A 21,155-nucleotide genomic window follows, 5' to 3' on the forward strand; every position below is an offset into this window, starting at 1 on the left:
ATTTTTTGAAACTCTACATGTTATTGTATATTACCATATAGTCTGACATCAAATCTGTAGTTATTTATTCATAGAACTTCCCTGCATATAGCAGCAGAGCAAAGTTCTTCCAACTCGCTTTTTCACCTATTGACTCGCTATCTTCTCCATAGCTTTCCATTGCTTCTAAAAAGGAAGCAATTGTTCCATTCTCCCAACCGTTTGCACCAGGGTCATATGGAGATGAAGGTTTTGTTTTTTCTTTTTCATCTTCATCCATTTTGTTTTCTTTTAATGCCTTGATAAATTTAAAGAAAGACTCTTTTGAATCTACTTTTTCTAATAACTCATATAAATTCATATTCCTTTATTATGTATTAATATACCCTTACCCCATTTTTATACTTAGCCAGTTCTCTTCCTTTAGTAAAATTCTCATAAATAATGGCAGTTTCCCATCGATCCTTAAAATGTCGCATCAGCATTCTCTCTAGTCTTCTCATACCTAAAGCTTTGTTAGGTTTTGAGTTTCTATGACTTTTATCGTAAGAATAAAAAGTTCGAGAGTTTCCATCCTTAAAATATACAATGCACTTGGTAAGTGACCTAAAAGGTAAATCTTTTAAAATCATCATGTAAACAACTTGATAAGATTTCTTTGTAAACTCTCTTTATAAGCCTTGATTAAGGCTACATCATTATATGCCGACAACCTTTTATGGTGTAAACAAAAAAGCTCAAATCGAGTTTTGCTTTTGTGTTTACCTACTCCTTTATCGTGATCTTTCCATTCCTGTTCTGTTTGCTGAATCAATAATTGATTTCTGATCTCTTGTTTTAAAACCTCTTGCTTTACAAACCATTTATAAGTTTCTCTAAAACTGTTCTTCTGATTTTCTGGATGAAAGTATACATGTGCTGGTGGGATCCATCGATTTGAATCTCGTTCTAGCCATCTTGATACCATATTAATGCGTTTGTAGAGAATATCTTGATACTCCTTCCAATCTTCTCTGCTTCCTTCTATCTTGAACTTTAGGAATACTGAAGACCAAATGTGATTAAGAATCTCCGCCTCCTCTGGCTCACTATACAGTTTATGGGTATACAAAATCACTCTGGCATATCTCCAGAAGTCCCGAACCAGTTGTAAAGAAAAAGCCGAATCTGACTCGTTTTTCAAATCCTTGATTTGTTTTTTCGAATCAAAAATCCGGCTTTCCTCCGTGTTCATGTCTTGTTCTTGTTCAGTTCCTGTAACGCAGTTATCATCTGTTTTGTGAACCGATAGGTGAACTCCTTTTTTTGAAGTTATCAACTTATCAACACCCCTATTATTATTTACTTGTTCTTGTTGTACATGAACTAATGGGTGTAAATTTTTCACTCTTTGACCAAAAACATCCATATTAACCCATAATTCGATCCCTGATTTACCTCTGTTTTGTTCATAACTAATAAACCCTGCTTGCCTCAATCTTCTCTTATGATTTAAGATCGTTTTCACTGTACATCCTTTACAACTGGCAAGGCTAGAATTATAGGTTCTAAACCCTGGAAGCTCCTTCTTAAAAGAATCTCCTAAACTAATAGCTTGATTTAGCTGTTTAACATACATTCTAATAATCAGTTCTGCAGTAGCTCTATGGCTCGCATTTAGTTTTACTTTTAAATCAAAATGTTTCTCATTGTGGGTATCAATAAATGCCTTCGTGCTTTTAAAAACCTTAGAGAAATCAATATATCCTAGCGCTTCCTTATCAGCCATGAGATCTGTTTTTAAGGTGTTGTAATTCTTTCAAGGAAGTGAGCACAGAATCATAACAAAAGATCGTATGACTTATTTTTTCATTGAAGATTTCACTGTTGCGTTCTCCAAATTGACTCCTCAAATTTTCTAAGGTTTGGATCATATCTTGCCGCTCTTGCTTTAAAAATACCAATTGTTCTTCTAGGGTTAGCATAAAAGGTAATGTTTACATCGGTTTACATAGGTATATTTCTCTCGAGGTACTCTAAAATACTCTTCTTGGAATACCGGATTACCTTTCCTGCTTTAGAATATCGGATCTCATCAAAATCTCTTAGCTCCTGCATTTTAGTTTTGCTTTTTACACCTAATAATTTCTTGGCCTCTTCCGTAGAAAGCCAATCATTTGCAGGGTCCATATTTGCTAGAGCTTCTTCTTTGGCCTCGCGGATAGTAGTTCTTACCATTTGTAACATCTCTCGTTGTAAATGATGATAGGCTTCCGATTCAAATACGATAATTTCCATAAAATTAATTGTTTACATGTATTTCTAACTGTTCAAGGAATTTATCTCGAGAGATCAAAATGGATGGGTATTGATCATTACTATTAATCTGAATCCAATCCCCAAATGGTAGTTCATTTCTTTCTAATTTATACCATTTTATTTGTTGCTCTGTTGACATATTCCCTTGATTAAAACTTATGGGAACAAAGAGAAGCATTTTGATAATACCAAAACAGTGGTAAAGGGGTTTACAACCCTCAAGTATTTAAATTAACTTATTGTATTTCAATGATTTAAAAAATAAAAAAATTCTATTTTTGAGGGAAATATTAGTATCTTGCTACAAAGCACAAACACATATTTAACTTATTTTTTAATGCATTCTTCTATATTAGAAATAGCTATACTTACATCAGAATTATCACAAGAAATCAAACAATTTGCAAAGATACACCATATTCAAACTCTAGATGAACTTTTACAAATCAAAGGCTCAGAATTAGTAAACATGAAAGGGTTTTCTTATCGAATACTACAAAGTCTGTTGGACTATTTGAATGATCACAACGGACTGCACCTTTTTAAAGAACAATGATTATAAATCTCCTTTCATCTGATCTAACTGCAATAACATTCCACTTAATTTACTCTTTACAGATTTCTTAGAACTCTCACTCACCGAGTAATAGTTATTACTAAGACTCTCGGTAGAAATCACGCTTGATTTTGGAGTTCTAAACACTGATGAAAGAAAAGTAAACACTTCTTTCTTAGGTCCATCTATTAACTTACATTCATATAAAAGCTTTGTCAACAATGACATTTCCGGGACAGACATTTTTAATAACTTCCGTTTGAAAAAATTTCCTTTTTCGATATCATTTTCTAAGACTGTTAGTTGTTTATAGAACAGTATTTCTTCGCTCACCCACTCTATTAATTTCTCCTTTAATGAAGGAAGTTCTGGATTCAAACGAAAGAAAACAGTAACAGCTGTAGTCTTTACTTTTTTATGATATTGCTGGCAGATCTGAAGTTTTTCTTCATTGGTATAGTAGTCCTTCATACTATCCTTAACCTGCTTTGTCATAAAGAAAAACACTTTAAAAGTATTATAATCTAAGCTAATCAAAACCGAGTATAATTTATCTAGTGTAGGTTGATTCTCTTTTGTAAACAAATGATCCAGTACTTTTATCAATATCTTATAATAGTCTCTGGATTCATAGGTCAAATCAGATAAAGTATTACTACCTATTTGAGATAACACTTTGGAAATTTCCTTCACTATAATCTCTGGAGCCTCCAGCTTATTTAGTTCCCTTAACAAACCAGATATTGTTTCTTGATATCTATTTACAAACCATAATTGTTGTTGGTAAGGAATAGATAAAGATTGATCCAGATATCTTGGGAATATCTGTTCGATGTACAATAATATAGCATCCAAGGTTCGGTATATCATCTTAAAAATATCGGTATTTGATCGTGCCTCTGAGATTTGAAATACCGATTGTTTATCCTCTCCAAATAAGTAATCCTGATCAATAATGTTCATATAACCCAACACAAACATTTGATAGCTCTTTACCAGGTTTTCGATACTCTTGTTCTGTTCTAAAAATAAAAACAGCTTCCCTGTTAAGTCTCGCTTAAAATTCCTTAGTGAATTCTTCAAAAGATCCTCGTAGTAAAAAAACTTCAACTCTTGATCATCAAAGTTTTCTAGGTTTTTCTGTCTTAAATGTGGATTGATATATTCATCTTTACTTTTTGATTTAAAATAGTTAACATAGTATTCCCTACTTTTTTGGTCGGTCAATGGATGTAGATCCTCATGAAATATCCGGTGGAATACATTCATATGCTCCATAGACAATTTGGTTTTAAGTTTGTTTTCCCTTCTTTAAGTAGTTATTTGCTCATATTTACAGTTTTTAGTTAATCTCTCTTTTATTTTACAGTTTGATGTCTAAGGCCAAGTCAATCGGTTAAAATTACAACAAGCCAGTTTCAAAAAATGAAACTGGCATTTATTTTTGACTAAAAACACAAAATAACTGTCTGATTCCGAATCTTGATGTATTATTTTACCGACAAAAAGCTATTTTGTTAGGCTTTTTAGTTACTATATTAGCTCTTCATGTTCATAATCAACAGATTGCTCCACATCCTTTATGGAAATGTATTGATAGGTATGATCGTAAGAAATAAAATACTCTACATAGTAAATTATAGTATTATTATGATCTAGAAATTCATCCTGAATTAATCTACCGTATTTCTGTTTACCTTTTACCTGATATGTCTTTCTTGGATGATCTAATAAATTTTTCTTTTTTAAAACACCTACTTCTGCACGAAACAATAGCTCTTTGTACTTAAAAAATAAATCGTTCATATAACCTACTCTTTGCTTTTTAAAAGTAATTTCAGAAAGTTATACTTATGGATTTTACGGAGAACCGTATTTCAATTAATAGGTTACATATCTCTAACAATTTTAAAAACCAGTTCCCTGTTATAAACTATAATATATTACTATTTTTTTTTGCTTTATTCACCTTTTTGAATATTATTTTACGTATTTTTGTTACTAATGTATTTCTTATGAATTTTGGAGAGAAACTTAAAAAGTTAAAAAAACTTAAAAACTTATCACAAGTTCAACTTGCAAATGTTACAGGTATCTCGCGTGATGCCATCTCTAAATATGAACGTGGTGATTCTATACCCTCTGTATTTTACGCCAAACGAATAGCTGAAGCCCTCGAGGTATCTTTGGACTATTTAGTAAGTAGAGATGATGAGGAATATGTTTTGGACAAAGACGCTAAAGAACGTATCATACAAATACAACAACTACCTAGAGAAGAAAAAGATAAAATATACTATGTAGTTGATGCCTTGATAAGAGATTTTAAAACTAAACAAGCTTATATTTCTTAGATTATGAATAAAAAAAATGTGACCATTGGAGTTTTAGTACTAATACTAGCTATTATAGCAATAAACATCTATACAGTTAGTAAAAAACAAAATAATCTACTTGAAGAACTAGATCAAAAAAGAGAAGAGATTGCTCAGTTAAGACAGCAAAAAGATATAGAAAGCAGATATCCTAAAATAGTACAATATAATTGGCTTGCAAACGATTACAATACTGCTGTGAGAATATTTCCTAATAATATTTACAACAGTCTGTTTTTAAATAAAAAACCTATTGGCTATCTAACAAAATAGGGATTACCAACTACCACCAGCTCCGCTACCTCCAAATTTGCCACCACCAAAGGTATTAGAGTTTGTTTGCATATAAAACAACACTACAGCGATAATTGCTATTACAATTAAAATTGCAATCAGCAGTTTTTTATTTTTAACTGACATAACACAAAAGTAAAAAAGGGATGCTTAAAAAACATCCCTTTTCAAATTTAATTTATCGCAATTAGTTTTCGTTAAAAGTCTCCTCCCGAGCCTCCTCCACCGAAACGTCCATTCCCAAAGCCACCATTGAAGCCTTTTGCCGGAGCCATTGAAGAAGGTAATTGTAACTCATCTAATCTAACCTGCACATTTTTAAGTTCTTCTTTGGCGTTTTTTAAGCTATATTCTGTGCCATAATAGTTCAACTGCGCAGCTCCATTTGCAGCTTTAATAGCGCTATTCAAATAAATATTCATATTAGCGAGTAAAGCAACTCGGTTACCCAAACCGTCGGCAAAACTTAGCCTGCCTTCTCTAGTCGAAAGATTAGGACTTGTTCCATTTTTTACCATAATTTCAATAAATTGTTCAACATTGTTTTGAACGGTTTCCTCTAATTTATCAGGATTATCTAAAAGAAATTGAACTTGTTCCTTAGTTAACTTGGCAATATCAATAGCATACTCTTCTACAATACCTTTTATGGCCGCATTTTTAGTAAGCTTACTGGTTATACTCCTAATTCGGTTAGCTCTATCTAATGATTTACTAAGATTATTTATTTTTTGGACTAATCGTTCTTTTTTGTCCTTAAGATCTTTGCATTGATCACATTCCTCTTTCCTACCACTTTCATCAGAAAAACTATTATCATTATTATTAGTCCAAACGGTTTTTTTTCCTTCTCCGGATTTTTTAAACAAGTCCATAATAAATGTCTCTGCATCAGCCCCTTTAGGATCAGCAAAAAATACAGGATTATTATCAAAAGAAGAGTACATTGATATTGAATGATGAGTAATTGGATCTAGAGAAGTAAATCTTCCAATTTCAGGATTCAACTGTCTATAATTCATTTCATACCAATCAATTCCAAGAGCTTTCTCTTGTTCAATTCCATTAAACTTAAAACTTTGTGCTGTCGAGTTTCCTTCCGAGGATATCAAACTATTGTACCCTTTATGTTCAAGTCCAAAAGGATAATAGTTATTTTCTCGAATAATTTCTGCATATCCAAGATCATTTTTAGTATAACTTACTCGCGTATTTTTTAAATGGTCAATATATCGATAAACATATTTGTAATTGTTTCCGCTAGGTGTTGCATATCCTTCTGGTATGGATATATATTGTAATACATTATTTCTATAAACGTAGCTACTTAGATACTCTGTATTTATTATAGAACTTCCCTCTGTTACGATCTTTTTAAGCTTCGTCCCTGCGGCATTGTAAATATAAGCAATTGTTCCGGTGCCCTCACTATTGCTTATCGAAACTGTTTCAGGTAAGTTTAAATGATTATAGGTAATACCAGTAATTCCCTTGTTACGGTCAACAATCATATTACCATTTTCATCATACTCAAAATCATCGTTGGTATTGGTTCCATCTTTAAACCCAAAATTATCATTAGCAGAATCTGTTACTTTTCGAAGTTTGTTACCTCCATTATAAGTGTAGGCTAACATATCCATGTTCCCAAATGTGGTTGCGATAGCATTGGTATGCCCTTTTCTATTTAACGTAAGGATATTTCCAACTTTATCATAAGAAACACTACTTAGATCATATTTACCATCATTACTTGTAGCACTAAGAATACGATTTAAATGATCGTAGTCGTAGTTGTAACTTCTGGTAATGTTATCATTAGCCGTTCTCCAAGATGTTTTTGTGATATTTCCATTATATAAAGGGTTGGTACCAGCATTATAATCAATAGCAAAACCAAAAATATCTCCATTGCTGGTTGTACCCTCATTAATGCTTTTAAGCCATCCTCTTATATTGTATTTATAATCCACATCTTGTAATCCACCGCCTACTTTTTTGATCATCAATTGTCCAAGGGCATCATAGCTATTTTCCGTAATGATTTCTTCTTGTCCATTTATGGATTGTGTTTGTTTGGTCACTCTCCCTGTATGATCATAGGTAAAAGTCTCGATCGTTACAATAGCTACATTACTACCTTTGGTATGTGTAGTTTTACTTTGTTCTACTCTACCTGTAAAGTCCAACCTAGTCTCTACAATATCGATAGCATCCAGATAGTCATTTTTGCTAACTACATAGATTGGTCTTCCTTTACCATCATACCAGGTTACCGTGGTAATCCAATCATCAGTTCCTAATACGCGTACTTTGCTTCCTGTAGCTAGTGATCTTGTATTGCTAGTTACTGCCTGACCAAATACACTGGCTGGTGGTGTTGTAATCCCAATCTTATCAAAACTATAATCATCGTAATAGTTGATCGTTAATAGTTCTAAGTTATTCGTTGGGAACGCATTACTACTATATGAGATTTTTGCTCCATTTACGGTAGTTTCCGCTCCTCGTTTTTCTATGGTTACTGGATCCGAAGTGGTATTGATTGCTGTTTGTATGGTTTTTCTGGATCTAGTATCAGTATACTTTCCGGTATAAGCTACTCTACCATGGGCATCGTATTTGGTAAACAGCCAAGTACCTTCGGTTGCCAATAAGGCATCCTGAGTTAAGATAGGACGATCTTGTTTGTCATACACTATAGATTCTAATCCTTTACCTGGGATCTTCTTTTCGATCAAACGATTTCTGTAATCGTATTTGTATTGGTAACACAATTCGGCAAGCTCGGTGTCAGAGACACCATCTGTAATAGTCACCTTTGGAGAGATTACAAAGCTTAGATTATTGTATTTGTCATAGACATAATACGTATCATGGGCTTCTCCATTATTATAGTTTCTTTTTAGTACTACCTGATCTTGTTTGTCTTTGTATTCTCTAGTAGTATGATTATCTCTATCGGCTGGTGTCCAGTTTTCATCTTTGGTGATGCTTACATACAACTCATTAGCAGCATAATATCCATTTTGATATAATTCTGGTTTCTCTGTATCATTATTTGTAAAAGTAACATCAAAACGTACTACTTCATTTGCCGTGTTTTGCCTCCAATCAAACTTGATCGTATGATCAGTATCACTATTAGGGTCTACTTTCCAGTCCTTACCTGGTGCTCCTTGCTCTAATGCTCTATTGAGTGGAGAATCCTCAAAAATCGTCTCACTATAGGCATTTACTTGTGCCGGATTCGTGATCCCTGCAAAGTCTGCTGTATAGGTATTCAAATAATACTGGTTAATGTCGTTAGTAACATTTACTGTAGTATAGCTACCGTTGTTTGTCTTGGCAAAAGGTAAGTACTCCTTGGCTTGTCTACCGATCTCATCATACTCCATGTGGGTGATGATGTCTGCTTCTGTTGGTGAGGCTTTAATCGCTGTTTGTTGTTTAGGTCTTCCTAACCCATCAAAGTAAGTAACTGTCTCGGCAACATCTTTGTTGAACTGTATCTCACTTGGAGATTCCATGGCTGTTTGATAGGTACGTGTAAATACATAGGTCTCTGTATCCGATAAGTTTAACGTATAAGGAGAATATTCACATCCTTGATTTTCTCCAAATACTCCGGGACAGTTATCGGTATTATCAGCTACATATCCCGTTGGAGCTATACACCCGGTTTGTATATCCGCAGGATCACCAAAACCATCATTGTCCCCATCCTTATACCATTTGGTATTTGGATGGATAGTAGGATTGTCATCATTACAGTCATCACCATTAAGCACATAGTTATATGGATCTACAGGCGGTGCACTGCGGTAATACTTGATATTAGGATTACCAAAAGTATCATTATCCCCATCTCTATAGAAATTCTTAGGAGCAATATTGGTGACATACTCATTCCCATCATCATAATCATCTCCATTTAACACATAAGTGTACTGATCTACTGGTGCAGCACTACGATAGTATTTAATGTTAGGGTTTCCATAAGTATCTGTATCTGCATCTCTATAAAAATTCTTAGGAGCTATGTTGGTGATGTACTCATCATTATCATTATAGTCATCTCCATTAAGTACATAAGTATACCCATCTGTTGGAGCTGCACTATAGTAAAATCGAGCATTAGGATCTCCATAGGTATCGGTATCTACATCTCTGTAGAAGTTTTTCGGTGCAATGTTAGTGATATACTCGGTACTATCATTACGATCATTACCATTGGTCACATAAGTATACCCATCATTAGGTGGGAAGCTGCGGTAATACTTGATACTGGGATTTCCAAAAGTATCATTATCCGCATCCCTGTAGAAATTCTTAGGTGGAATATTTGTGATATATTCGTTATCATCATTAATATCATCACTAGTAAGTACATATCCTAACGGTCTACCACATTGGGTTTTGGTAATTGAGGGATTTCCTCTACCATCTCTATCCCCATCCTTATACCAAACCGTGTTGGGGTTGATATCGCCTTCTCCATCATCACAATCCAGATTGTTGGTCACATATCCACCTGGACGAACACTACGGTATACTCGTGTAGCTGCTGCCGGGGAACCAAAGGTATCGGTATCTCCATCTTTATAAAAATAACGTGGTGGAATATTGGTGATATACTCATCACCATCATTGATATCATCATTGTTATTTACATAACCTGAAGGCTGCGTACATTGTTTTTTGGTGGAGTTTCTATTCCCTCTACCATCTCTATCTGCATCACGATACCAAACTTTGTTAGGGTTAATCGAAGCATTACCATCATTACAATCGTTGCCATTAGTGACATAGGTATACCCATCACTAGGGGGAGCACTGCGATAATACTTGATACTAGGATTTCCAAAACCGTCCCTATCCCCATCTCTATAATAGTTTCTAGGAGCTACATGAGTAATGTACTGATTGTTATCATCTCTATCATCACTGTAACGCACATAGCCAGAAGGCTTGGTACATTGTCTTTTGGTGGGACTCGTACGTCCTCTACCATCACCATCAACATCACGATACCAAACCGTATTAGGGTGAATAGATGGATCATTATCGTTACAATCTCTTTTATCCAATACATAACCCGTGGCAGGAGAGGTTAACCAAGCGCTGTTGGGATTACCAAATCCATCACCATCATTATCATAGTAATATCTGGTATCACCATCTAAACCAACTCCAATCTGAGCTGAAGCTACAAACGAGCATAGCAATGCCAATACTGTTAGTATATATTTATTGTTTTTCATCTTTTTCTGCTTTGTTGGTTAGTTTTTGTAGTGGTATTTATTCTCTGAGATCAGATTGCCGTCAGCATCTCTTACATATTGCAGACGATTAAAATCATCATACTCATAATACACCGTGTACCCTCGTGGATCGGTCATACTGGTGACTCCTACCATTGGGTCATAAGTATAAGTAGTCACCATCGCATCTGCTGGTAATTCTACATGTAGCTTATTGAGCTCCGTACGTAAAGCACCCTCAGTACCCTGGCTGCCCATTTTGTGATCGGTATCCGAGTTTGATTTATTCTGAATCTCACCAACATATGCAGCTACTCCACTATAGGTCATATTTTCAATCTTAGCAACCGGGTATTGGTGATCATATCCCCAGATATAGGCCATAGGCGTACCATCTGCCTTGGCTACCTCAGTTGGATTACCGAAATTATCGTAAGATGTATATTTTACTCTAAGTTCTAAATCGTTGCTTCCTTTGGCAGTTAGCACTTCTTCAGGAAGCAATACATTATTCCCCCAATCTTTATATTCGTTATGCACTTTAGAAAGCACTTCTTCAGTATTACCCACCTGCTCTGTAGTAATCACATCGATTGCTGCAGCAATTTGATGTTGATCGATCAATTTTTGTTCTGTAGTAGTACGATTAGCAGGTTCAATATCCTGAGGATAAATAGTCTGAGTTTTAATGATTCTGCCCTTACTATCGGTCACTTCTGTTCTGGTTTGTTGTAAGTGATCCGAATTATCATAGAAAAACTTCTCTGTGGTAGTTAATGGGTTTTCTCCATTACTATTGTACTGCTTGATTGTACGTTTACTCATCGTATGCCATTGGCGTAGTAACGAATATTGACCAATATGATATTGGGTATTTTGTAAGGTATATCCTGGATCATCTGCGAATCCAACTCCCGCTGCGATACTTCTTGCTTGTCGCACCGAATACACTATTGTTTCTTTATCCAAGCTTGTTTTATGAGTATATTCATTGGTTTGTTCCTGTACAATTTTAAAACCGTTGTTTTCTTTTTTATAGGTCTTTTCTGAAAGCTTACGACCAAATCCATAGAAGTTACTATATGGCAATCCAGCAATATATTCTTCTCCAAAAACAGCAACGTTAGGAACAAGCAAAAAATCACTCTCAAATTCATGTAATTTCAACCCTCCTTTAAAATCTTCTCCTAATTCCTCGATAACTTTATTATACCCTATATGATAGCCTTGTACTCCATACAAAGGGAAGGCTGTATTTGAGGATATGGTAGTAGAACCACAAAGAGTTGCTTTATTCTCAGCATCATTAAACAGTACAGTATTGGTATTGATATGTGGTTCTATATTTCTGGCAATAGCCACTCCAGAATCACAATCCAGACAATCCATATCCCCATAATGGTATTTTTTGGTTTCAACCTTTCCATTACCATCCAACGTTTTTACTTCAGCAATACGCATCCCACCAACTGGAATTTTTTGTGTAGTCACAATAGGTAATTGGTCAAAATAAGTGAGCTTGATATGAGAAAGTGTATACCCATTATTCAATCTGATTTTAAATCGATAACGATGGTCTTTTTCTAATCGCACATACCTTCTCTTTGAAAAGTTAAGATTGGTAATCCCGTAAGCAACTCCTGGTATAGGACTATTACCATGAACATCAGATTCTCTGAAAATAGAAACCCCCACTTCTGTACCTGTAGTGATATCAAATACATCGATTACTGCAACATTAAAATTCAACGGATTTGTGGTATCTCCAATACCCTGGCTAAAATCATCCAAGTTAGCACCAAAACTCAACCATCCTTTATGAGCATGGGTAATCATTGGAGTATCAAAACTACCGTTTGGATTGGAGTTGGTCACATTTGCAATTTGATCTACGTAAGGTGGATTTGTGGTCACTTCTCCATAATATCCATGTCCTTCGTAACTAAACTCATTCTTTCCTTTGGTAGGATAGGTGATCCCTTTTATCATTCCAAAGTTTGCATGCGTAGAACTAGGACTGCGATCTGCTGCTTCCAAACCACTTAATGCATTATAGAGTACAAAGTTCGCTGCTATCTTATCTATCGCCTCAGTAGGGATCAAATTACGATTATCATCTTTACCATTATAAAATCCCCAATGATCCTGAGCGTATACAAAACGTGCAGGTAATTCTTCTGGATTATTATATTCAAAAGCATATGGTGATAATAGTGTCCCACTAGAAGAAATTTCGGTTACCTTGGCTAGATAATACCTTGTATTAAAATAAGGTTCTTGCGTAAAATCTAAATTAGCTTTTGTACTAGATACCATATTATACTCCAAAGAAAAGCTCTTAATGGTAGTATCATGCCGGTTTTTAATTACGATTTCTTCTAGTTTATTAAAACCAGTTGGCATATTCGCTTTGGCACTATAATTAAAAGTAATACTTCCCGAATCTGTAGAACTAATTTGTGAAAGGTAAGAAGTATTCCCTTGTGCAATATTTAAAAATGCACTATCACTGCCACTTGAAATACAAGCATCAGAATCCCGATAAAAACCATCTACTCGAGTTACACTTTGCGAAATACTTTGTTTATAAGTACTTGATGTAGAAGTATAAGAAAAAGTGATTTCTTCTCCTGATGGATGTGTAATTTTGGTTAAATACCATGCAGAAGGCACAAGCGGCCTTACATCACCAGAACTAGCCTGATTTGTAGAAGAATATCTGGATTTTTCTATCGCATTAGTTCCTCCAAAATAATAGACAATTCCACTAGGATCAGTAATCTTAAAGTGATACTCTAAACCTACGTTTAATATTTCCACTTTTACTGGAGAAGGTTCTAAGAAAATCACATTACGATCTATAAAAAAAGGTGCGTTATCATCTAAATAAAACTTACCACTAAAACCATTAAAGCTAAAAGAAAAAATATCCGGTTGGATATCGATCCCCTCAGGTCCTGGATCAGCAGCAGCGGATGCATAGAAGAATCGAGCCACAGGATCATTTAGATCTACATCTTTTGCAGGGCGATACTGATTTTCATCCTTTTTGCCATATACCGATCTGGTAATCGCTCCTCCAGCCGATAGATTCCAGCCTAATCCTGCAGAAGACGAATATTCATCCACTCGAATTCCATTTGAACTATAATCCAAACTCACTGGAATGGATAATGGTCCTGATGTAAATGTGTAAATTGGAACACTTACCTGTGCGGTTCCTGTAAATAACCCAACTGGTATTTGACCATAACGGGCAATGGATGCAGCCTCTGGTGAGACTGGAGTAACATCTGGTAATTCCTGAGCAGTAGCCATAGAGCATACCACCATCAGAAACAGTATGATTGATTGTTTCATTGTTGAAATGTTCATTTGATTTAGTTACTTAATTTTTGTTTTACTGTATTAATCCCATAATATTCAAACCAATTACCATGTAACAATGAACCGGAAAGGGATAAGCAGAGAAATTTTCTCTTTTGGTGCCTACTCCTAATTAAACTTATCCCTTATGATTCATTATCTAAACACAAATAATTGTAATTCAATTTTTCCTTTTTGTAATGCAATATTACTATGCGTCAGTTTCAAAATTTGAAACTCTGCTTTATTGAAATGTTAAAGTTTTTGATAATTTTTCCCTTGCTATCAAAGACAAGGGCAAAACTATCATCTTACCTTCTTTTAGCAATACAGAAATCTGTATTGTGAGTGTTTTTTTATAAAATGTATTGTTATAAGTTTTGGTCAAAGTGCTGGAAATTAGCTTATCAATCACTGGTGCAGACAGAGTAGTCTTTATAAAAGGGGATAGTCCTTGCATCGTAATCTTAAATTTTATTTTGGGTTTCTTTTTTGTTTTCGCGTGCAAACCTAATGTATTCTCTCTTATATTATTAGGGGAAAAATACCCTTTTCGACAAAAGGAACAATCTACTAGATCACTGGCACAGTTAGTCTTGTTTTTTTAGATAGTAAGCAAGTCCCTTAATAGACCACATTAAACCACAACTAGTAAAAAAAACTCAAACACCCAGCATTACAAAAAGCATAAGTAGAGTTATGGATCTGGGATCGGGGAATCCAGAAAAGGAACGATATCATCATATAAAAAATCTGTAATCATAGAAATAGGGGTTAAAGTTTACTTTTCTTAAGACTTACTTTGATAGTATTATGCGCTACTCTATTTATTTGGAGTCTACCATTTTATAAGGCAGATCGATCTGATCAAATAACTCCAACAAAACAAATCGATTGGTTTTCGTATTTCGCTTCTTTACATGATTGTCCTTTAGAAAATCATCAAGGATATAACCAATGTTAGTATCCTTAAAAGCCTCTTTAACTGCTTTGTTATCAAAAGGCATCATCTGATAATTATTATAAATGGTAAAATAGGTGCGCTCTCCCCCAAGAAAAGTTGGGTACTCAGATCTAAAGGTATAGATCTGCATATAATGACATTGATCCTCCAAATAACAATATGAATGACTACCCACTGGTAATACATTTTTAATGTCATACGCCTTTTCAATAGTCCTTTCTATACTTTTATATTCAATGGGAGAACTCTCTTCGATAAGTAATGATTCTATTTTATAGAGAATATCATAGGCATCGATCTTAGTCATGCCATCAAATTGCTTCACGCATTTCTTTAAAATTTTATCCTGATAAGTAGTCATATACTAAAAGGGTTATAGATTAGTAATATGCATAGGATATGACGATAGTATTTAAAGAAGATATACTGGCACTTTTCTTCAATACTCTGAAATAATAACAAATGGGGTGTTCACTAAAAAACAGGCAGAAACTTGACGAGCCAAAATAGCGATTTCAAAGTATGGTCTATCTCCTTAAAAAATGCCAGATATCTCTTTGCTAATGGGGTACACAAACTAAACTGTATTGTTGTAAGGCAATTTCATTTTGGGTATGTTTTCTATTATGCTATGCTAACTTAAATCAATAAAGGAATTGAACCTTAAGGGGTTTTAACTTGTCCTGATATCCCTGTCTTTAGGTTTTCTATTGTTTATCAGTTTAACAACGAAGGCAACAATTTGGGGGTACGGGTAGAGTCTTGTTTGTAGAAAGGCAATAATCGTATTTTGTATCCTTAATTTTTCGCTGATCTCTAAGGTTTCATACACACTTTTTGATTCTAGCTCGGCAATTATTTTGTTATATTTTCTTATTGCCTTTTGATTATCTTTAATGCTGGTAGCTGTAAAATTTGTGGCAAACAAAACGTTTTCTGTTTTGCTTTTTTCTAAAGCAAAAGTCTCCATATTAGAAAGTTGATTTTTAAGGTTAATGTATTTTCTATTTTATTCATTGTCGTATGCATTCAAAAATTGCTGATAAAGCATCTGAACTCTTTCATTTTTATCGTTATGAATCTTAAGTAAACACTCTACAGCTCTTAATAATTCCTGTTTGCTAGTATCAACTGATTTTATTTTTTGCGTAAAGTAAAAATGAGATAACCCAAATTCTTTTGCCGCCTCTTTAATTTCATTGGTGTTAAGTTCTTTTCGTATCGCATGAGCCAATTCTGGTAACTTCATTTAATTGATCAATTTTTTGTAATTTTATTTGGTAAATTTGCAGGTCGATATACCAAATAAGCCTAAACATATCCAAATATACAAAACAAATCTAAACATTTCAAAATAAATCTAAAGATTTTTAAAATCTTATCATACGCACACTAATTATGACTCCTGGGGAAAGAATTTTATTTGTTATTGATCATTTAAAAGTTTCGAAAAACAAATTTTCTACTAAAATGTTGGGACTTTCCGCCAGTACTAAAGTGGATCATATCATTAAAGGTAGAAATGATATTACTCCGGATTTTGCAAAAGAGATATGTGAAGTAGTTCCTTATGTAGATTATAATTGGCTACTTAAAGGAATTGGAGAGCCTTTTGTTGAGGATTTTGATAGTGACAAAAAGAATAGTTTTACACCTCAAAATCAACTAAATGATCTTGCTAATGCTGTACTTGAATATGAAGATGAACTCATGGCAATACCAAAAATCAGAAAAATGATTGAGCGACATGCACTTATAATGCTCAACGATAAACTTCCGGAATTAATAGACAGAATTTATAGCACTAAATCCAAGTCTTAAAAATGGAATCTACAAGATGTACTTTTTCAGGTATAAGGAATTAAACTCGGAGTGAATCAAATTTATCAGTTCAGATTTTTCAATATCGTTTTCTTCAATAATTTTACGAATTATAGTAATAGTCCTCAAAAGCCTTTTTTCTTCTTCTAGAAGTTTCTCGTTTAATTTTTCTTCAAGATCTCGTTCTAGATATTCGATTTCATCAATCAAAAAGCTTTCAAATTCCTCATTACTAATCTCGCCTTTCTTATGTTTGGACACAAAATCATTGTGATTCCTTACTCTTTTTATTATCCTGTATAACATTTTTGGGCTCGCCTTTGTATTGAATAAAGTCCTTTCTTTCCAAGCGGTTTAATTTTTAAGCTTAGTTTTCAGATAACTTAGTCCGTTGTTTAGTACCGTTTCTTTGTGTTTACTCAGCACCTTAAGAGCTTCAATGTAATTGCTGATTTTTTTATAGATCAGTACAGAAATGACACATAAGAATAAAGACAAGAAAACATAAGCCAGCAAGTCATAATTTACATTTGGAATAAACACCCAAGAAGCGTAGAAAATTGCCGAAATAAATGGAGAAATTAAAGCGTATTTTAAATGATGCTGTACTGCTTTGTATTTTTGCGGACTGGAAACAGGAGAGATCACAAGGAGCACACCTATTGTCAAAAACAAAATACTAAGATGCACCCCGAATGAGTATAAAAAAGATTGTACACTAGTAAAACCAAATAATTTTTCTTCTAGCTTTTCAAATTTCACAAATGAATGTAAAAACGGGAGTAGCCCACTAGCCAAGATCAAGAAATATCCGGTTCTCTCTATTAGATAAAGTTTATCAACTTTTTTGCTATAATCAATATCATTTACCTCCTTGTCCTCCTGGTGGCTCCACGTTTCCTTTATCGATTTTCTGAAGGTATGTTTCTTCTGAATTTGATTCACTACCTTGTCCCCCTGGTGGTTCGACATCTTCTTTATTAATGGCGAGTTTGATTCCGATTTCATCACTTAAATCTGTTTGTTCACAACTGCTCAAAATCAAACCAAAAAACAATACTGCTAAAAAATAAAATACTTTGTTCATTCGAATAATCTATATGGTTATTAACTAAAAATACCAATTATAGATTAGTTAAAATATAATTGAAACAAAGATTTAAAATCTAAACATATCTTTCTGGTTTATGACAATTGGGGTAAAGCTAGTCATATTAGTTACTTAAGCAAAGTAAACAAAAAGTAACAAATTCTTATTACGGGTTTACCTCGTATTTTTTTCTAAACATTAACATACAAATCAAAACTAAATAAACATATCGAAACATTTTTACTGAGTTTATCAAAATAGTTTTGGGTTATTTCTGGATGACTGGCCTTGAAATACTCTTAAAACTTTACTCCTATCTGGCTTTGTCAAATTCAAATAAGATTACAAATCAACAAAACAATTGTTATTCGAAAATCTTCTCTGCGGCCTCATCCAAAACTTGATTTTCAAAATCTGCAAAATAGGCTTCAGTTGTATAATAGTTGGTATGACCGAGCATGTCTCCTATTTGGGCCTTAGAAACACCTTTATGTAAACCTGCAGTAGCAAATGTATGCCGGGCGACATAAGTTGTGAGTTTAGTACTCAATCCTAATTCCTTGCTAATTGTGTTTAATCTTCTATTGTGATTTTTTAATCTACTACTATATACTTCATGAATTCTTTTATCGGATTCTGTATGTATAACATCAGATAGAATTGGAAAAACAAGATCGTTTTTTGACTTTCCTTTGGTATAAAATTCGAGCATAGCTATTATCTCTTTAGGAATCAAAATATCAAACTCTTTGACATTATTACCTCTTCTAGTTTTTCTTCGTTTATATTGAAGTCTACCCTTATTTATGGACCCAACTTTCAAATAGGCCATATCCATAAAATTCATCCCACGCATATAAAAATTGAACAGGAAATAATTCTTATGATGCCATAGTGCAGAATCCTCTGGGTATTTAAGATTTTTTATTTTTTCAATTATATCTAAACCTACCGCTCTTTTTTTGGTACGTTGTTGTTTTATAGAATATCCATTCTTGCCAAAAGGATAATCCTCTATGTTAATTTCAGTGCTACTATCCTTAATTGCTAAATTAAAGACTCGTCTTATTGATCTTAATCGTACTCCTAGACCATTTAATGTATTTCCTTTATTTAAATAATAAGCTTCTAAATTTTCCAAAAATGTTTCATCAATATCAGAAAGTAAAGGATCCTTATCATCATTAAACTTTACAACCGCTACAACTGCATCTTCGATAGCATTGGCCATTCCAAAACGTTTGGCGTCTCTATACCTTTTAATTACTATTTTGCTATATTCCTGTAATCGAGTATTACTAATTATTTTGGTTTTTATTATCTCATTAAGTTTGTCTTTCCCTTTTTCATCTATTCGTTCTTGAATTAGACCCGCAAGCTTGCCAACGGACATCTCTTTCAAAAAAGGTTCACAATCAGATATCACCTCTTTCGCTACACTAATTCGCTTACTCAATCTAGCATTTGCATTTACAGAATTTGGATAAGAGCTTTTAAATACCTTTTGCTTTTCATTCCATAGTTTACTAGAAACCATATAGGGAGTTCTTAAATCCTTTCTTTTTCTTTGATGACTTACCCTTAATACTACTGGAAATTTATCTGAATTATTATTTCTTTTATCGAGAAAAAAGAAGACTTTAGCCATAAATAAAATTTGTATTTATTGAATGTCTAAGTTACATGTAACGAGACAATTACAAAAGTTTTTTTGCCCACTTTTTGCCCACTTTTTTCGGTTTTAAATGGTTTTATTAAAACCCTATTAAGATCTTACTTTTCCTTTGTTTTTGATTATCAAACATATAAGTCTTTTGTAGTTTAAATAAGATTTGATTAAGAAGTTACTCATAATCAGGGGGTCCTTGGTTCGAGCCCAAGTGGGACCACCTTTAAACAAAAGGCTTTGTAGAGTTTAATCTCACAAAGCCTTTTTTAATGTGCATATGATTTGCATACAATATCTTTAAACTCAACAAGCCAAAACTGTTGTTATTTCATGTTTTTTTAAGTTCTATTTAAAATCCATACAAAATTCAAAACATCTCCTATCTCTAATTTTTCTCATCATTACTTATAAAAGAATTTGGCTTATATATGTGCTTAGGAACATATTTCTCTATAATATATGGAGTAATTTCATCTAAGGTTTTTCCTGTGGTTGGGTGTAATCCGGATGCTGTAAAATATTCTATCTCTCCTTTCTTATTCTTATAATACCATATTAAAGGTTCACGAGTTTCTTCAGAGAAAAACTTGGTTAGTATAGTCACTTCAATTTTTTTAAAATTGGTAACTAACTTGGGATCGTAAGGTTTTATCTTTTCCCCAGATTTAGGGTGAAAATTGAGATCACAAGATATTTCTTCATAATGATCATTCACCCAAGCCATACATTTACTTGAATTATTAATTTTAGTACCATCTTTTTTCACTAACGAACCTATAAACATTAATAGTACTATGGATACACTAACCCCTACAAATATCTTAATATAAAGCCTTATTGGCGGTTTAGGTTCTGTTGTAATATTACTATTCTTTTCGACGTATTCCTTATAATCTTCATACCCAAGGTATTTACAGAATAAATCAACACTATCTCCATTAGGGTTACTTCTTTTTTTACCTTCAATATATTTTTCATAGGCTCTTTCAGGCGTTCTATAACCAAAAACCTCATTCATTTCTTTAGAGATATAACTTGATAATGCATACTTCGTATGAGAAGCGCTTCCCTTTTTTGCTTTTTCAAACATTTCCTTAACAATTCTACCTACAATTTTCTGATCCATTACTAAAAATCTAAAAAAATCTGTTAGTCAAATGTTAGACAATCCCGTCGAAAACCTAATGTTTACAAGTGTCTAAAACTTGGTTAAAACAAGTCTAACTTTTGGCTATACTAACTCCTAAACTATCTAATACATTTGTCTCAACAGCTAGTTATTACGATGTCATGCTAACATAGTAAATGTACAAAACTAGTTATTACGAAAATCCGTAATGCAGTTGGTATTCAGCCAATTGGAAAGTAGCTAAATGTGACTGCTGGGAATTTTCACTTTCCAAAAAACAAAGGAGTACTCCCTTTTCTAACGGATGCTGCAAAGCAAACATATCTGGGCCAAATCCCCGGACAGCATCC

22 protein-coding genes are annotated in these 21,155 nt (G+C 33.6%); 4 read left to right on the top strand and 18 right to left on the bottom strand.

What is annotated here, in order from left to right; translation table 11 throughout:
• Positions 1-64: 64 nt before the first annotated feature.
• The 6 genes from ACXAGJ_RS03405 to ACXAGJ_RS03430 form a co-directional block, all read right to left on the bottom strand.
• Positions 65-340 (bottom strand): DUF7660 family protein, encoded by a 276-nt coding sequence (locus tag ACXAGJ_RS03405; protein WP_474837136.1) that lies wholly within the window; start codon positions 338-340, stop codon positions 65-67.
• A 16-nt stretch (positions 341-356) separates the two neighbouring features.
• Entirely contained in the window at positions 357-482 is a 126-nt protein-coding gene (locus ACXAGJ_RS03410; protein ID WP_474837138.1) for a hypothetical protein, read from the bottom strand.
• Positions 483-610: 128 nt separating this feature from the next.
• Positions 611-1,747 carry a hypothetical protein gene (locus tag ACXAGJ_RS03415; protein WP_474837140.1) on the bottom strand — a complete coding sequence of 379 codons (1,137 nt, stop codon included), beginning with the start codon at positions 1,745-1,747 and terminating at the stop codon, positions 611-613.
• The gene (locus ACXAGJ_RS03420; RefSeq protein WP_474837142.1) at positions 1,740-1,943 is read right to left on the bottom strand and encodes a hypothetical protein; all 204 of its coding nucleotides are present in this window, start codon (positions 1,941-1,943) and stop codon (positions 1,740-1,742) included. Before ACXAGJ_RS03420 ends, ACXAGJ_RS03415 begins: the two co-directional genes overlap by 8 nt.
• Positions 1,944-1,965: 22 nt before the next feature.
• Entirely contained in the window at positions 1,966-2,256 is a 291-nt protein-coding gene (locus ACXAGJ_RS03425; RefSeq protein ID WP_073320001.1) for a helix-turn-helix domain-containing protein, read from the bottom strand.
• Positions 2,257-2,260: 4 nt separating this feature from the next.
• Positions 2,261-2,416, bottom strand: coding sequence for a hypothetical protein (locus ACXAGJ_RS03430; protein WP_474837144.1), 156 nt, complete (start codon positions 2,414-2,416; stop codon positions 2,261-2,263).
• 198 nt (positions 2,417-2,614) lie between these two features.
• On the opposite strand from ACXAGJ_RS03430, the gene ACXAGJ_RS03435 reads away from it, so the two are divergent.
• Positions 2,615-2,833 carry a hypothetical protein gene (locus ACXAGJ_RS03435; RefSeq protein WP_474837146.1) on the top strand — a complete coding sequence of 73 codons (219 nt, stop codon included), beginning with the start codon at positions 2,615-2,617 and terminating at the stop codon, positions 2,831-2,833.
• Here ACXAGJ_RS03435 and ACXAGJ_RS03440 read toward each other — a convergent pair whose 3' ends face one another.
• On the bottom strand, positions 2,834-4,111 hold the full coding sequence (locus tag ACXAGJ_RS03440) for a hypothetical protein (protein WP_474837148.1): 1,278 nt from the start codon (positions 4,109-4,111) through the stop codon (positions 2,834-2,836).
• 255 nt (positions 4,112-4,366) lie between these two features.
• The gene (locus ACXAGJ_RS03445) at positions 4,367-4,639 is read right to left on the bottom strand and encodes a hypothetical protein (protein WP_474837150.1); all 273 of its coding nucleotides are present in this window, start codon (positions 4,637-4,639) and stop codon (positions 4,367-4,369) included.
• A 209-nt stretch (positions 4,640-4,848) separates the two neighbouring features.
• Between ACXAGJ_RS03445 and ACXAGJ_RS03450 the strand changes: the two genes are divergently transcribed.
• Both ACXAGJ_RS03450 and ACXAGJ_RS03455 read left to right on the top strand, forming a co-directional pair.
• Entirely contained in the window at positions 4,849-5,187 is a 339-nt protein-coding gene (locus ACXAGJ_RS03450) for a helix-turn-helix domain-containing protein (RefSeq protein WP_474837152.1), read from the top strand.
• Positions 5,188-5,190: 3 nt separating this feature from the next.
• On the top strand, positions 5,191-5,481 hold the full coding sequence (locus ACXAGJ_RS03455; RefSeq protein ID WP_474837154.1) for a hypothetical protein: 291 nt from the start codon (positions 5,191-5,193) through the stop codon (positions 5,479-5,481).
• Positions 5,482-5,484: 3 nt separating this feature from the next.
• Here the strand turns inward: ACXAGJ_RS03455 and ACXAGJ_RS03460 are convergent, their stop codons facing one another.
• The 5 genes from ACXAGJ_RS03460 to ACXAGJ_RS03480 form a co-directional block, all read right to left on the bottom strand.
• Positions 5,485-5,628 (bottom strand): hypothetical protein, encoded by a 144-nt coding sequence (locus tag ACXAGJ_RS03460; protein ID WP_474837156.1) that lies wholly within the window; start codon positions 5,626-5,628, stop codon positions 5,485-5,487.
• Positions 5,629-5,699: 71 nt separating this feature from the next.
• On the bottom strand, positions 5,700-10,766 hold the full coding sequence (locus ACXAGJ_RS03465; RefSeq protein ID WP_474837158.1) for a DUF6443 domain-containing protein: 5,067 nt from the start codon (positions 10,764-10,766) through the stop codon (positions 5,700-5,702).
• 18 nt (positions 10,767-10,784) lie between these two features.
• On the bottom strand, positions 10,785-14,126 hold the full coding sequence (locus ACXAGJ_RS03470) for an RHS repeat domain-containing protein (protein WP_474837160.1): 3,342 nt from the start codon (positions 14,124-14,126) through the stop codon (positions 10,785-10,787).
• A gap of 833 nt (positions 14,127-14,959) precedes the next feature.
• Positions 14,960-15,457, bottom strand: coding sequence for a hypothetical protein (locus tag ACXAGJ_RS03475; protein ID WP_474837162.1), 498 nt, complete (start codon positions 15,455-15,457; stop codon positions 14,960-14,962).
• Positions 15,458-16,105: 648 nt separating this feature from the next.
• Entirely contained in the window at positions 16,106-16,345 is a 240-nt protein-coding gene (locus ACXAGJ_RS03480; RefSeq protein ID WP_474837164.1) for a hypothetical protein, read from the bottom strand.
• 221 nt (positions 16,346-16,566) lie between these two features.
• Here ACXAGJ_RS03480 and ACXAGJ_RS03485 point away from each other — a divergent pair, with 221 nt between their 5' ends.
• The gene (locus tag ACXAGJ_RS03485; RefSeq protein ID WP_474837166.1) at positions 16,567-16,917 is read left to right on the top strand and encodes a hypothetical protein; all 351 of its coding nucleotides are present in this window, start codon (positions 16,567-16,569) and stop codon (positions 16,915-16,917) included.
• Between the two features lie 9 nt (positions 16,918-16,926).
• Here the strand turns inward: ACXAGJ_RS03485 and ACXAGJ_RS03490 are convergent, their stop codons facing one another.
• From ACXAGJ_RS03490 to ACXAGJ_RS03510, 5 genes are all read right to left on the bottom strand, one after another.
• Positions 16,927-17,223, bottom strand: a complete 297-nt coding sequence (locus ACXAGJ_RS03490; protein WP_474837168.1) for a hypothetical protein — start codon at positions 17,221-17,223, stop codon at positions 16,927-16,929.
• Between the two features lie 48 nt (positions 17,224-17,271).
• Positions 17,272-17,679, bottom strand: coding sequence for a hypothetical protein (locus ACXAGJ_RS03495; RefSeq protein ID WP_474837170.1), 408 nt, complete (start codon positions 17,677-17,679; stop codon positions 17,272-17,274).
• A 100-nt stretch (positions 17,680-17,779) separates the two neighbouring features.
• Positions 17,780-18,004 (bottom strand): hypothetical protein, encoded by a 225-nt coding sequence (locus ACXAGJ_RS03500; RefSeq protein ID WP_474837172.1) that lies wholly within the window; start codon positions 18,002-18,004, stop codon positions 17,780-17,782.
• Between the two features lie 367 nt (positions 18,005-18,371).
• A complete protein-coding gene (locus ACXAGJ_RS03505) occupies positions 18,372-19,655 on the bottom strand; it encodes a tyrosine-type recombinase/integrase (protein ID WP_474837174.1) in 1,284 nt (427 codons plus the stop codon).
• 406 nt (positions 19,656-20,061) lie between these two features.
• Positions 20,062-20,802, bottom strand: coding sequence for a hypothetical protein (locus tag ACXAGJ_RS03510; RefSeq protein ID WP_474837176.1), 741 nt, complete (start codon positions 20,800-20,802; stop codon positions 20,062-20,064).
• Between the last annotated feature and the right edge of the window lie 353 nt (positions 20,803-21,155).

The organism is Aquimarina sp. AWH4_224, assembly GCF_056160245.1.